The organism is Caballeronia sordidicola, assembly GCF_002220365.1.
GTDB lineage: Bacteria > Pseudomonadota > Gammaproteobacteria > Burkholderiales > Burkholderiaceae > Caballeronia > Caballeronia sordidicola_C.
The window spans coordinates 104461-117354 of the sequence record NZ_MTHB01000262.1 but is presented as its reverse complement, the minus strand read 5'-3'; the positions used below and the strand labels follow the sequence as shown (position 1 = coordinate 117354).

The 12894-nt window shown below is 60.6% G+C and carries 12 protein-coding genes; 7 read left to right on the top strand and 5 right to left on the bottom strand.

What is annotated here, in order from left to right:
* Positions 1-275: 275 nt before the first annotated feature.
* Entirely contained in the window at positions 276-1175 is a 900-nt protein-coding gene (locus tag BSU04_RS38270; protein ID WP_089165420.1) for a DMT family transporter, read from the bottom strand.
* 120 nt (positions 1176-1295) lie between these two features.
* Between BSU04_RS38270 and BSU04_RS38265 the strand changes: the two genes are divergently transcribed.
* Complete coding sequence (locus BSU04_RS38265; RefSeq protein ID WP_089165419.1) at positions 1296-1769, top strand: Lrp/AsnC family transcriptional regulator; 474 nt, start codon at positions 1296-1298, stop codon at positions 1767-1769.
* Here BSU04_RS38265 and BSU04_RS38260 read toward each other — a convergent pair.
* Positions 1752-2684: a LysR substrate-binding domain-containing protein gene (locus tag BSU04_RS38260; RefSeq protein WP_089165418.1), complete on the bottom strand. Its 933-nt coding sequence runs from the start codon at positions 2682-2684 to the stop codon at positions 1752-1754. The genes BSU04_RS38265 and BSU04_RS38260 overlap by 18 nt on opposite strands.
* Positions 2685-2820: 136 nt before the next feature.
* Between BSU04_RS38260 and BSU04_RS38255 the strand changes: the two genes are divergently transcribed.
* Positions 2821-4002: a M20 aminoacylase family protein gene (locus BSU04_RS38255; protein ID WP_089165417.1), complete on the top strand. Its 1182-nt coding sequence runs from the start codon at positions 2821-2823 to the stop codon at positions 4000-4002.
* Positions 4003-4066: 64 nt separating this feature from the next.
* Positions 4067-5383: an MFS transporter gene (locus BSU04_RS38250; protein ID WP_089165416.1), complete on the top strand. Its 1317-nt coding sequence runs from the start codon at positions 4067-4069 to the stop codon at positions 5381-5383.
* Positions 5384-5447: 64 nt separating this feature from the next.
* Here BSU04_RS38250 and BSU04_RS38245 read toward each other — a convergent pair whose 3' ends face one another.
* Together BSU04_RS38245 and BSU04_RS38240 are read right to left on the bottom strand one after the other, a co-directional pair.
* Complete coding sequence (locus BSU04_RS38245) at positions 5448-6506, bottom strand: aldo/keto reductase (RefSeq protein WP_089165415.1); 1059 nt, start codon at positions 6504-6506, stop codon at positions 5448-5450.
* Positions 6503-6883 (bottom strand): TIGR04076 family protein, encoded by a 381-nt coding sequence (locus tag BSU04_RS38240; protein ID WP_089165414.1) that lies wholly within the window; start codon positions 6881-6883, stop codon positions 6503-6505. Before BSU04_RS38240 ends, BSU04_RS38245 begins: the two co-directional genes overlap by 4 nt.
* 286 nt (positions 6884-7169) lie before the next feature.
* Here BSU04_RS38240 and BSU04_RS38235 point away from each other — a divergent pair, with 286 nt between their 5' ends.
* From BSU04_RS38235 to BSU04_RS38220, 4 genes are all read left to right on the top strand, one after another.
* On the top strand, positions 7170-7451 hold the full coding sequence (locus tag BSU04_RS38235) for a DUF3311 domain-containing protein (protein ID WP_089165413.1): 282 nt from the start codon (positions 7170-7172) through the stop codon (positions 7449-7451).
* Positions 7448-8959 carry a sodium:solute symporter family protein gene (locus tag BSU04_RS38230; protein ID WP_089165412.1) on the top strand — a complete coding sequence of 504 codons (1512 nt, stop codon included), beginning with the start codon at positions 7448-7450 and terminating at the stop codon, positions 8957-8959. Before BSU04_RS38235 ends, BSU04_RS38230 begins: the two co-directional genes overlap by 4 nt.
* A gap of 135 nt (positions 8960-9094) precedes the next feature.
* Entirely contained in the window at positions 9095-10297 is a 1203-nt protein-coding gene (locus BSU04_RS38225; RefSeq protein WP_179258585.1) for a porin, read from the top strand.
* Positions 10298-10545: 248 nt separating this feature from the next.
* Positions 10546-11184 carry a hypothetical protein gene (locus tag BSU04_RS38220; RefSeq protein WP_179258584.1) on the top strand — a complete coding sequence of 213 codons (639 nt, stop codon included), beginning with the start codon at positions 10546-10548 and terminating at the stop codon, positions 11182-11184.
* Between the two features lie 129 nt (positions 11185-11313).
* Here BSU04_RS38220 and pdxR read toward each other — a convergent pair whose 3' ends face one another.
* Positions 11314-12876, bottom strand: a complete 1563-nt coding sequence (pdxR, locus tag BSU04_RS38215) for a MocR-like pyridoxine biosynthesis transcription factor PdxR (protein WP_089165409.1) — start codon at positions 12874-12876, stop codon at positions 11314-11316.
* Between the last annotated feature and the right edge of the window lie 18 nt (positions 12877-12894).

Sequence of the window (12894 nt, the reverse complement as noted above, 5' to 3'; positions counted from 1 at the left end):
TACTCTCCTCTTTGACCGATAAAAACCGTCAGGGTGTCGGAGAACAGGAATGGAAATCGAGTGACCGTATCTGTTCCGTCGCACCTGACGGAACAGCGCTCCAGTCAGATGAGCAACGGTTTTTTGCTTTTGGAACCTGCGGCCGCGAGTAGTCGGATCACGTTGAAGTGACCGACTGAATTGCGTGGAAATACGTAAAGCGGGTTCATAACGGATAGTGGACGTAACAGCTTGCAGGATGTGCTTGTTGATCGGGAAAACCGCTTGACGACTGGCTACTCCAAAGCTGCTCGTTCGCGCGGCGTGAGTTCCCATCCCAAAGTAGTCCCAGCGGCCGCCAGCAGAATCAGCGCCGCGCCAACAATCTGCAGCCATCCTAATCGTTGTCCGAACGCGACCCGGTCCACAATGATCGCCACAACCGGATAGATGAAGGACAACGCGCCCGTCACTGCAGTCGGCAGTTTCTGGATGGCGCCATAAAGCAGCACGTACATGATGCCGGTGTTGATCACGCCGAGCACGACAAGATCCGCCCAATGATTCGGGGTGGTGGGTAGATTCTGGAAATCGACGAATGGCGCAAGCATGATGATGCCGAACGCCACATGCAACAACGCAATCAAGTGGGGCGGCGTTCCCTTGAGCTGCTTGGTCACGATCGAACAGATCGCATAGAGAAATGCCGCGCCGAGCGCATAGCCAATACCTTCCAGATATTCACCGGGTTTGGCCAACACCGCAGGCTCCACTCGCACAACCAGCACGAGGCCCAAGAACGCGACAATGAGCCAGAGAATCGTGCGCAAGGTAATTCGTTCGCGAAACACCACCGCACCGAGCAGGACAAGCATGAAAGGCTGGGTGTTATAGACGGCGGTCGCCATGGATATGGAGGCTCGCGAATAGGCCGCAAACAGCAGCACCCAGTTGCCGACGATCGTGGCACTGCCGAGCGTTACCAGGCCAAGCATGCGCCATGAAAACAAGCTTTTGCGCAGCATCCCTTTTAGCGCGCAGATTGCGAGCAGCGTCGCCGCCCCAAACACGCAACGAATGAACACGACGTTCAGCGGCGTTTGCTGCGACGACACCACGAGCCAGCCGACCGTGCCGGATATCAGCATCGCTACACTCATTTCCACGCAGCCAACGCGCATGTCTCTCGAGCTCATCGCCTCGCCTTTCAAGTGGTGCCAGTTCTATCTGTATAGTTAGTTTAGTAGCGCGGCAAGCTTGATTCCATGCGGAAAATGAGTGGACATCGACGTTTTAACTTCAAATCGAAGGCTCAATTGAAAAATCGCCTTTCTTCCCCGCCAGGTCTTGTCTTACTCGACCAGACCGACCGAGAATTGCTCGCCGTTCTCTCCGAGGACGGCCGGATCGCGATGAGCGAACTCGCGCGCCGGATTGGCTTGTCGGCGCCCAGCACAGCCGAGCGCGTGCGCCAGCTCGAAGCGCGTGGCGTGATCCAGGGGTTCGCGGTCAGGCTCGACCCGCGTGCGCTGGGATACACGCTTCAGGCCATCGTTCGAGTCAAACCACTGCCTGGTCAACTGCACCTGGTGGAAGAAGCCATCCGACGCATTCCCGAATTCGTCGAATGCGACAAGGTCACCGGCGACGACTGTTTTGTCTGCCGGCTCTTTCTCAAGACGATCGAACAACTCGACGAAATTCTGTCGAAGGTCGCAGAGCGAGCCGAGACAAGCACGGCGATCATCAAGTCAACCCCTGTCGAACGCCGGTTACCGCCCCTGGATTAAACGGCGCGCCGGGACGTTCAACCTTAGCGACGTCACCACGTCCTGCAAACAATCCAGCAGCAACGAGGCGGCCGGTGTCAGCGGACTATCGCGGCGAGTCACTACGCCGATTGCTATCGGCGGCGGCAGGTCGGCTACAGGCAACACGGCGATACCCTCGCGCACCCACGGTTGGTCCAGCAAAGGCTCGGGCAACAACGCAACGGTATCCGAGCCACGCAACAATCCGTGCGCAATCACGAAGCTCGGACACTCGATAATTTTCTGCGGCATCGGCAAACCGTTCGCCGCGAAGAAGTCGAGCAGTCCGCGTGTCGAGCTTTCGGGCGACGGATTCAGCAGCCATTCCGCATCGACGAGTTCAGCCAGGGACGAGCATTGCGCCAGCGGATGATCTTTCCGCGCGACGACCACCGAACTGATTTTGTAGAGCTCGATGTAGTCGAACGCGGGATCGAGATGTTCCGGCACAACCACGGCCACGACGAAATCAAGCGACCCGTCACGCAGACGCGGCAGCGCAACACCCGGAAATCCTTCGATAAAACTCACGCGCGCATGCGGCATCTTCTTTCGAAATGCGCTGAACGCTTTGGGCAGGATTGAGAGCGCGGCGGTTGGCGTAATGGCGGCCGCCACGCTGCCGGTCACCGCGCCTTTCATATGCGCGATGTCGTCTTCGGCGCGACGCATCTCGCTCACCACCATCTGCGCCCGAATCCTCAACTGCAAGCCGAACGCGGTCAATTGCACGCCGCGCGCAGTACGCAGCACGAGCGGCACGCCCAGGTCCTGCTCGAGTTCTTTCAACGCCTTTGTCAATGCGGCCTGCGACAGATGCAGGCTGCGCGCCGCCGCGCGGATGCTGCCTTGCTCGGCTACCGTCAGGAACGCGCGCAACTGATGGTATTTCATCGGGAAATTCAGGGTTTATACCGACAACCAAAGGTAGTCGTAAATTTAATTAACTGTCTTTTGGTTTTCCTTTTGACTTTATATGCTTGACCGAGTGCTGTCACGCCGAATATCGAAACGTAATAAGGAGTTAGTCATGCTGTCAGTCGATCCCGTCATTCCCGGAATTGCCGCCATTGCGCCGGACCTTATCGCCGTGCGGCGCCAGATCCACGCAAATCCCGAGCTCGCTTTCCAGGAGCGGGCAACCGGCGACCTGGTCGCCAGCCTGCTCACGCAATGGGGCTACGAAGTGACACGCGGCCTAGGCAAGACTGGCGTGGTCGGCGTGCTGAAGCTGGGCAACGGCAGCCGGCGCATCGGCTTGCGCGCCGACATGGACGCGCTGCCCATCGAGGAGGCGACCGGCCTTCCCTACACCAGCGCAGTCCCGAAGACGATGCACGCCTGCGGTCACGACGGCCACACCGCGATGCTCCTGTGCGCCGCGCGTTATCTCGCCGAAAGCCGGCAGTTTTCCGGCACGCTGACGTTGATCTTCCAGCCGGCCGAAGAAAGCTACGGCGGCGCGCGGGCGATGATTCAAGACGGTCTCTTCGAGCAGTTTCCCTGCGACGCCGTGTTCGGACTGCACAACATGCCGGGCTACGAAACCGGCGGCATGAACTTCTGCACCGGCCCCGCGATGGCCTCAGCCGACCGCGCCACGATCGTGCTGCGCGGGTTAGGCGGGCACGGCGCGTTGCCACACCTGTCACGTGACCCCATGCCCGCGGTAGCGGGCATCATCCTCGCGCTGCAGAGCATTGTGGCGCGGGAAATTGATTCGCAGAAGTCGGCGGTAATCTCGGTGGGCAGCGTGAAAGCCGGCGACACCTTCAACGTGATTCCGCAGACCGCCGAGATGAAACTGTCGATCCGTGCGCTCGATCCCGCTGTGCGCGACCTTTTGCGGCAACGCATCACGGCGCTTGTGCATGCGCAGGCAGCGTCGTTCGGGGTAGAGGCGGAGATCGACTATGAATGGGGTTATCCCGTGCTCGTCAATCATCCGGAACCGACCGCGTTCGCGGCTGAAGTCGCGCAGAAGATGCTCGGTACGCAACGGGTGGATACCCAGGCGCATCCGCTCATGGGCAGCGAGGACTTCGCCTTCATGGCCGAAGTCGTCCCGGGTGCGTACGCCTGGATCGGCAATGGCGTCGAGGGCAAGGGAAGCTGCATGGTCCACAACCCCGGCTACGACTTCAACGACGACATTCTTGCCATCGGCGCGAGCTACTGGGTGCGCCTGAGCGAAGCGTATCTGGCCGACTGACTCGTCCGAACCTCATTTCAAACCCGCCCCCACCTGCAGCACGCACCGCGTTTCGAGAGAAGACATGAGCATACCGACCGTATCAGGCCTCGACGTTGCGCCGCGCGCGGCCCCAGGTCACCGCAAACAAAGCCGCGCGCGGCTTGTCACCGCTGCAGCAGTGGGTAACGCGCTCGAGTTCTACGACTTTACCGTCTATGGGTTCTTCGCCTTGCTGATCGGGAAGCTGTTCTTTCCCGTACACGATCCGGTCGGGCAGTTGTTGCTGGCGGTCGCGAGCTTCGGTGTCGGCTTTTTCACGCGGCCCGTGGGCGGGCTTGTGATCGGCATGTACGCGGATCGCGCCGGACGCAAGAAGGCGATGGTACTCACGCTCGGGCTGATGGCAGTCGGCACGGCGATGATCGCCGTCGCGCCGACGTACGGACAAGCGGGGGTCGCAGCGCCCATCATCCTGGTGGTCGCACGGCTCATTCAAGGATTTTCGGCGGGCGGCGAAGTGGGGGCATCGACTACGCTGCTACTCGAACAAGCGCCGCCCAACCGGCGCGGCCTGTATGCGTCGTGGCAGTTCGCGAGCCAGGGTCTCGCCGCGCTCGCGGGCGCGTTGACCGGCGTAGCGCTGACGGCAACGCTTACGACCGCACAACTCGAAAGCTGGGGATGGCGCGTGCCGTTCCTGATCGGCACACTGATCGTGCCGGTCGGCTGGTGGTTGCGCAAGACGCTCGAAGAAGAGCCCATGCCCACCCCGCAGCAAAAGGCACCGAAGCTACCTCTGCTCGATGTACTCCGCGATCACAGGCGCGCCGTGCTAATGGGCCTGGGACTGACGATTGCCGGTACATCGGCGCATTTCATCATCGTGTTCTATCTGTCGATCTACGCCGTCAAGACGCTCGGCCTGCCGCCTGGCATCGCGATGCTGTCAGGTTGTGTATCGGGCGCGATTATTTTTGTGCTCGCACCGGTCGGTGGATACCTGACCGACCGCTTCGGACGCAACACGCTCGCACAAGGCTCCCGCGTCGTGCTGTTGCTCGCGATCTATCCAGCCTTCGTTGCATTGAACCGATGGCCCACGACCAGCACGCTGCTCACGGTCGTCACGCTTCTTTCGTCGATCCACGCGATCAACGTCGGCGGCGTTGGCGCGATGCTCGGTGAGCTCTTCCCGCGCTCGGTGCGGGCGACCGGCGGGGCCGTGGTCTATAGCATCGGGGTCGCGATTTTTGGGGGGTTCGCGCAATTCTTCGTGACTTCACTGATCATCGCGACCGGTAGCACGCTTGCGCCCGCTTGGTATGTGATCGGCTGCGGTCTGCTGGGGTTGATCGCCGTCGCGTTCATGGATGAAAAGTCGCACAAGGCGCTGGATTGATTGAGCAGGCGAGGAGCCCGCAGACGTCGTAAATGTCTACGCGGGCCCGACACACAACGACGAATCAGTGCGGCGTCTCATTCAGGTCGTATTTCATGACCCGTCCGTGGCGTCCTTCCAGATCTCGCTCGCTGCTGTAAACATCGCCATCAAGTAGACGACGCTGGGCCAATACGGCGTCGAGTGCCGCCAGATCGGTTGGATCGAGCGTTGCCTGCATGACGCGCAAGTGATCGGGCAAGTGATCGCCACGTCGGACACCGACAATAATCGCTGCGACCTGCGGTTGCTGCAGCACCCAGCGCATCGCGATAGTCGGGATGGACACCGCATGGCGCTCCGCGATTCCCTTCAGCACAGACAAAAGCTGCTGAAACAAATCCCAGCCCCCGAAGTCATCGATCATCAGTTTGTATTTGACGAGCGACCGGTTCTCGAGATCGTCGGTCGGCTCGCTCTTGGCCAACCAGCGCTCCGAAAGAAAACCTCCCGCGACCGTGCCGTAGCACAGCAGTTGCATGCCCGCGCTCGCACAAAACGGCGAAAGCGTCGGCAACGGACGCTGATCCAGCAACGAGTATTGAACCTGCATGCTGACGAGCGGCGTTCCGCCTTCAACAAGTTCGCGAGTGTGCGAGGTATCGAAATTGGTGCCGCCAAGATGCGCGATCTTTCCTGCCCGCTGCAACTCGGTGAGCCAGTGCGCCGTCTCGAGATAACGCGGCACGTTGTAGTCCCACCAATGGAACTGCACTAAGTCGAGACGTTCGACGCCCAGGCGAGCCAGCGACCGGTCGATGGTCCGCTCGACCTGCTGGCGATCGAGCGTGGGCAGCGTCGCGAGATCGGGCACGTACTTGGTATGAACGCGCAAATCGCGAAGGCTGTCCTGGCCATTGCGAGCCAGGTAATCGCGGCGGAATTCACCGATCATTTCTTCTACGCCCGTGTAGATATCCGCGCAGTCGAACGTCGTGATACCGGCTTCGTAGTAGGCCGCCATGTCGGCGATTGCCGCTTCCCGATCGACCGAACCGTGACCACCGGCGAGTTGCCAGCCGCCTTTGAGAAGACGCGAAATCGTGTAACCGGGGGCGAGGTCGATGCTGTACTGCGAACTCATTGCTGTTGCTCCGTAGAGGAAAGTTTGACGGCCGTGGTATCGGCGTGGCTAAAGCGGCGCAGACCTGAGCGCACGATCCTGAAACGCGAGGGGCAGTTTGGATCGGGACAGGCGACCTCCGCGTCGGTGCTCATCCAGTCGTTCGGATGCAGCCGCCGTTGCTTGGACGCGAGCAGCGGCAGCAGCGCAGCGAGCGAGTAGATGGAGAAACCCTGACCGGGCGGCAGATGAAGCATCTCGCCCTTCAACTCGAAGTAGTCACCAACCTTTGCGCCGCAATACAGCTTCGCCCCGTCCGGCGCGACGACCTCGACACGCAGGTCGTATAACTCAAAAACGTCGTCCGCGGAGCCAGTCGGGTCTTGGATGGAAGGCATGGATATCTCCTGGAATAGGGGTGGCGATAAACGGCTCAGCCGTCGTGCCGCATCGGCATGTAAAGTATTTTCGTGCAGGCTGAACATACAGTTTTGTCGAGTGTACGTATCGTTATTTTGTACGTCAATACTGCACGACTATATAGAGTCACCCGATTTTCTAGGCGTTTTCCCGGCCTTATAGCGAAAATATCCCTCATTTATTTTTGACATGCTTGAATTTGTGTGCTGCCTGAGTGCACACTTCACCTCACAATATGTGCAGTCAGAACTTACAGGAGGTGGCATGGACAGCAACTTTCAAGGTGAGCGAAGTCGCCCTCGTTACTGGTATCGATGGATGCTGGTCATTCCGTTCATCTGGCAAGCCGCGTTGGCGCCAGCGGTGAACGACATCGCCGCGAGGCCGTTTGGACTGCCCTTCCCCATGTTCTGGCAGATGGCCGGCATTGTCCTGGCGAGCATCGTCATAGGGCTGGTGTTCTTCATGGATCGCCGGGCCGGCGTAGAAGACGAAGAAGCCGCTTTCCTGGAACAAACCTCCGCTTCCACGGGAGATGCGCAATGAAAATAGCCATCGTGCTGTGCATCCTGCTCGCAACCGTAGTCGGCGCAGTCGCTTACGGGCGGCGTACCCGCAAGAGTGCAACGCTCGCGGAGTGGGCGGTCGGCGGTCGCAGCCTGGGCACGCTGATCTTCTGGTTCATGAATGCCGGCGAGGTCTACACCACCTTCGCCGTGCTCGGTATTTCCGGCTATGCATGGGCGCTCGGCGCGCCGGCGTATCTTGCGTTCTGCTCTGTATCGATGAGTTACGCCGTCGGGTACTGGTTGATGCCCCGGATCTGGAAGGCCGGGCGGCTCGGCAAGCTCGTGACGCAAGCGGACTTCTTTGCAGCGCGCTTCGACGCGCCCTGGCTCGGCGTGATCACCGGCTTGATCGGGATAGCCTCGCTGATCGTGTACGTCCAGATCCAGTTGGTGAGCCTAGGGTTGATCGTGCAGCTCACACTCGACAACGCCATCTCAAGCAGCGCGGCGACCATCCTGGCGGGGCTGCTCATGATTGCGTTCGTGTTTGTCGCGGGCATCCGCTCGGCTGCGTTCGCCGCCGGCGTGAAGGACGTGCTGATGATCATCGTGGTGGTGTTGCTGAGTGCGACCGTGGCAAGCAAAGTAGGTGCAGGGTCGCTGCTCGATATCTTCGGCATGGTCGAAGCGAAGCATCCGGGCATCGGCAAGTTTCCGGGACTCGACCCCAGTTCGCCCACCACCGCCATCTGGTTGATGACCTCCGCTATCAACATCGCGCTCGGCAACTGGGTGTTTCCGCATCTGTTCCAGATGTCATATTCGGCGCGAAGCGCGACCTCCATTCGACGCAATGCCATTTGGCAACCGCTGTATTCGCTCGCGTACTTCTTCATTATCCTGCTCGGCTTTGCCGCGCTGCTCGCCAATACGCATCCGCCCGGCGACAACCTGAACGCCGCGTTGCTGCAGTTCGTGTCGGAGCGATATCCGTCCTGGGTGATCGGGCTGGTGGCGGGCACCGGATTTCTGCTTGCACTTGCACCAGGCGCCCTGCTGCTGGTCGCGGCGGGTTCGATCTTCACGCGAAATGTCGTGCGGCCGTTTGCTCCGCGCCTGAGCGAAAGTCAATCGCTGGCGTTATCGCGGGCCTCGCTCGTGTGTTTTGCTGCGGTGGCCGTGTACTTGTCGCTCGCCCAGAAGGGATCGCTGGTCAAGATTCTCCTCGATGCGTACTCGGCTATCGGCATGCTCGCTCCCGGGGTGTTTCTCGGTTTCCTCTGGAGACGCACAAGTGCAACGGGTGTTCTGGCCGGCATGCTGGCGGGTTTTATCGCGTTGCTCGCGCCGTTCTCCGCGCATTACTGGGGTACGCACTGGCCGCAGTGGGAGCCTGGCTTGATCGCCATGGCGATCAACGCTGGCGTGACCATTCTTGTCAGCCTTGTCACGCCGGCACCTGCGCCGGCCGCCGTTGGAATCGGCCTGCTGGACAGCGCCGCGCCGCCGGCTACGTCGCGCACCGGCTACAAGGTCGGCGCCTGAGATGCCATACCTGAAACGCGATCCCTGACTCGCGTTCAACCCTTCATTCGACTTATCCGCGCTCGCCCCGGCCGCCATCAAAACATGGCGAACGCGTCCCGCTTTGCACCCTCGACACGCCTTCTGGAGATCGCCGTGAAAAAGAGCTGGTTCTGTATTGGCGCGTTAATCGCGTCGCCTCAAGTCGTATTCGCCCAAAGCAGCGTGACGCTTTACGGCCTCGTGACGGCTGGGGTTACCTACGTCAATAACACTGGCAAGGGGCCTGTGTACGAGACCGAAACGTGTGCACCGCCCGGATGTAACCGATGGGGATTGAAAGGCCGTGAAGACCTGGGCGGCGGCAATGCAGCAATCTTCACTTTGGAAAACGGCTTCAACATCCAGAACGGGCGGCTGGGCCAGGGAGGCACGGAATTTGGCCGTCAGGCGTTCGTCGGATTGACGAATAACTACGGGACCATCACGCTTGGACGCCAGTACGATTCGCTGTCGGATACGGTGGGGATGTTTCCGTCGAGCAATAACTTTGCAACCGGCTACGGGTCGCACTTCGGTGACCTGGACAACCTTAACCAGTCGATCCGCATCAACAACGTGATCAAGTATGTGAGCCCGGTCTGGAACGGCTTGCAAATGGACGGCATGTTCAGCCTGGGTGGTCAGGCGGGCGACTTCTCGACCAACCGCGTGTGGGCCCTGGCGGGCTCCTACACGGCGGGACCCTTCGCGTTTGCGGCCGGTTACCTCGATATCAACACGCCCGCGACCAGCGCAAACGGAACGGGTGGCGTGTACGCGTCCAACGGAAATTATGTAGGATCGCTGAGCAACTACGTCGCGCTCCAGGACGCGAACGCCATGAAGGTCCTTAGCGCGGGCGCGTCGTATTCCATAGGAAATGCGAACGTGGGGTTGGTCTATTCGCATACGCTTCTGAAGAACAGCCAGTATTTCGTGGCAAATGGTTTCGCCAATGCCGGTAGCGGCAGCGATTTCAAACTCGATAGCTACGAAGTCACTGCCACGTATCACATCACGCCTGCCCTGCTGGTGGGAGGCGCTTATATCTACAACGCGGGCAAGGCGGATTACGAAGGGTTGAAGCCGACGTTCCAGCAGATCAACCTGGGCACGAACTATTCGATTTCCAAGCGCACCAGCCTCTTCGCCGTAGCCGTGCTCCAGAAAGCCGGCGGGGATGGCATAGCGCCGGTCTTCAACTCTGCAGGCGCTAATGTGGGGAGGACGGCAATTGCGGAAATTGCCGGCGCCGGAGTGGACTCCAGCTCGGCGAAACAGGTCCTTGTATCAGTCGGGATTACGCACGCGTTCTAAAGCGCTACTGTCGAAATTCGCCTGACATCGACTCTTGTTCGTTTCACTTTGCGATTGCTGAAGCAGGCCTTTGTCGACGTTCCCAGGCACTGGCTTTAGCTTCAGGGAACCATATGCTGTCTCGGCGACAGCGTCATGTCTGGGGTTTCATCATCTTCACCATCTGCTTCAGCATGAATTGCGGTGCGACCCGGCTCATCAGCTTCAGCACATTGCTAAGGCCCGGCCGGGATTTGTCCGAGCAACGGATGCTGGCAGTGCACGATGGCCAGAAAACCTTCGGCAGCGGCAATATCGTGCTGAACAGCGGTGGCCTGATCGACCTCAGTCACGGCGGCGGCCTGTCCGCCGGCAACCTGACGCTCCTCGCCGGAGGGACGCTGAACGCCAATGCTTCGGCGCACCTAAATTTGGGCGGCACGTCATCAAAAACGACGTGTACGACATGGATCACCCGGAGAAGGACAAAGTCGCCATCCGCGGTTAACGGCGGTCTGCGCTCGGTCACCGGCCTGATCGGAAAGCGCAACCATGATGCTGTCAGCTTCGAGACGCCGACGGGCACCATCGGCGTACGTGGCACCAACTTCGGCGCGCTGTTCTGCCAGAGCAATTGCGGCAGCATACCGACGTCGAGCGGGAACACGCCCCAGAATGGTCTTTATGTCGACGTGTCGCAGGGCGCCGTAGTGGTCAGCAATGGAGCAGGCCAACAGGTATTTCAGACCGGCCAGTTCGGCTATGTAGCCAACCTGAACACTCCGCCGGTAGTGATACCGCCGACACAGGGCATACCGGCTACGATGCCGCTGTCGATCAGCAAGAATGCACCGGCGGCGCAGAGTTCCAGTGCGAAGAGCGGTAGCGTGGATTGCATGGTGCGGTAAATGCCGCAAGCATTCTGGCCCTGTGTTGTAGCGCGAACCGGGCGGCAGGATCAAATGCAAACCGCTGAAACTGGATTCAACCGATGATCGGGGGCTCGCGGCCCCCTTCAGCGTATTGACACGCAAAACTCACTGGCCGTTTTGCAGTCTGGTCCGGCCTTTCGGCGCGAATGCCGACTTTCCAGCATCTCGTCTCATGCCTGATCTCACGGCTTCAGTGATGACTGCCGCCAGCCGCTTCGCAGCCTCCTTCATTTGCTCATTGCTGAACCCGCCGAACCCGAGCACCAGACCGGGCCGGCCGTTCCCCGGCGAAAACATCGGCGATACCGCTCGTACCGCTACTCCGGCTCGCGCCGCCATTGCGACCACCTCGCGGTCGTCCAGGCTTTCCTCGAGCCAGAGAACAAGATGCATGCCCTGGTCGCCGGGCTGAACCCACGCGACCTCTGGAGGCAGCAGCGTGTCGATAGCGGCAATAAGCTGTGCGCGATGGTTCGCATACACATTGCGAACCCGCCTGATGTGACGCTCGAGATGTCCATCCGCCATGAAAGCCGCGAGAACGTGCTGATCCGCATTCGGCGGGTGCCGGTCCATCAGGACACGCGCGCCACAAAACGCATCGGCCAGATCGTGCGGCACGATGACATAACCCAGTCGCAGCGACGGAAACAGGACCTTGCTGAACGTACCAAGGTAGACCACCCGGTCCGGCTCCGAGCTATGCAGCGACGGGAACGGATGACCCTCGTACCGGAACTCGCTGTCGTAGTTGTCCTCGACCACCCATGCGTCGTTCGTGCGTGCCCACGCGAGGATCGCACTGCGTCTTGCCATGCTCATCGGCATACCGAGCGGATATTGATGCAACGGCGTCACGAACGCCACTTTCGCGTGCGGCGCTTGCCTGATGCCTGCTTCGACATCGATGCCCTCACCATCCACCGGCACCCGAATCATTGCACTGCCCCGTCCGTTATTCTCGAGCGTGGCAGTGATACCGCGATATGCGGGATCTTCCACCCACGCCTGATCCTTCGAGCCCAACAATACCTGGCTCGCGAGATACAACCCCTGCTGCGTTCCGCTAGTGATGATGACCTGGCCGGCTTCACAGTGCACCGACCGCGACTTGCGCGCATAGGCAACAATCGCTTCACGCAGCGGCAGCGCGCCTCTTGGAGCGTCATAGCCGGCGGGCGCGCCCGGCCCTTTGGCGCGCACACGGTTGCCGAGCCGCCGCCAGATGTCGGCAGGCGCCGTCAGGCCCACCGGGACCGAGACGGCAAATGGCACCGGCGGTAGTGGACTGAATTCGCGCGCCACTTGGGCAAAGCGCGCCGCGGGTTCAGGCAAACGCGTCCGCGATGCTTGCCCGCGAGCCGACTGCGCTCGGCGAACTCGCGCCCCCGCCACCGACAATGCCTCGGCAACGCGCGTGGACGCACCTCGTTGCGACTCGAGGAAGCCCTCGGCGATCAGTTGCTCGTAGGCTTGCACCACCGTTCCTCGCGCGACCTGCAAGGAAGCGGCGAGCAGCCGCGTGGACGGCAACGCGTCGCCGGGCCTGATTTCTCCCCTGTGTATCGCCTCTCGCAGCAACTGCGCCAACTGACCGGACAGGTTTCCCGCACCGCGCTCGAGTGCGCCGAGCGCGGGAACGTCTAAAGCAAGGGGAGTCCGCGCCATTATTCTGGTCCAATGGAA

What these genes read in the sequence shown, in the direction of transcription:
- BSU04_RS38270 (WP_089165420.1), bottom strand. Translation starts at nt 1,175, where the DNA reads ATGAGCTCGAGAGACATGCGCGTTGGCTGCGTGGAAATGAGTGTAGCG.
- BSU04_RS38260 (WP_089165418.1), bottom strand. Translation starts at nt 2,684, where the DNA reads ATGAAATACCATCAGTTGCGCGCGTTCCTGACGGTAGCCGAGCAAGGC.
- BSU04_RS38255 (WP_089165417.1), top strand. Translation starts at nt 2,821, where the DNA reads ATGCTGTCAGTCGATCCCGTCATTCCCGGAATTGCCGCCATTGCGCCG.
- BSU04_RS38250 (WP_089165416.1), top strand. Translation starts at nt 4,067, where the DNA reads ATGAGCATACCGACCGTATCAGGCCTCGACGTTGCGCCGCGCGCGGCC.
- BSU04_RS38245 (WP_089165415.1), bottom strand. Translation starts at nt 6,506, where the DNA reads ATGAGTTCGCAGTACAGCATCGACCTCGCCCCCGGTTACACGATTTCG.
- BSU04_RS38240 (WP_089165414.1), bottom strand. Translation starts at nt 6,883, where the DNA reads ATGCCTTCCATCCAAGACCCGACTGGCTCCGCGGACGACGTTTTTGAG.
- BSU04_RS38235 (WP_089165413.1), top strand. Translation starts at nt 7,170, where the DNA reads ATGGACAGCAACTTTCAAGGTGAGCGAAGTCGCCCTCGTTACTGGTAT.
- BSU04_RS38230 (WP_089165412.1), top strand. Translation starts at nt 7,448, where the DNA reads ATGAAAATAGCCATCGTGCTGTGCATCCTGCTCGCAACCGTAGTCGGC.
- BSU04_RS38220 (WP_179258584.1), top strand. Translation starts at nt 10,546, where the DNA reads ATGCTGGCAGTGCACGATGGCCAGAAAACCTTCGGCAGCGGCAATATC.
- pdxR (WP_089165409.1), bottom strand. Translation starts at nt 12,876, where the DNA reads ATGGCGCGGACTCCCCTTGCTTTAGACGTTCCCGCGCTCGGCGCACTC.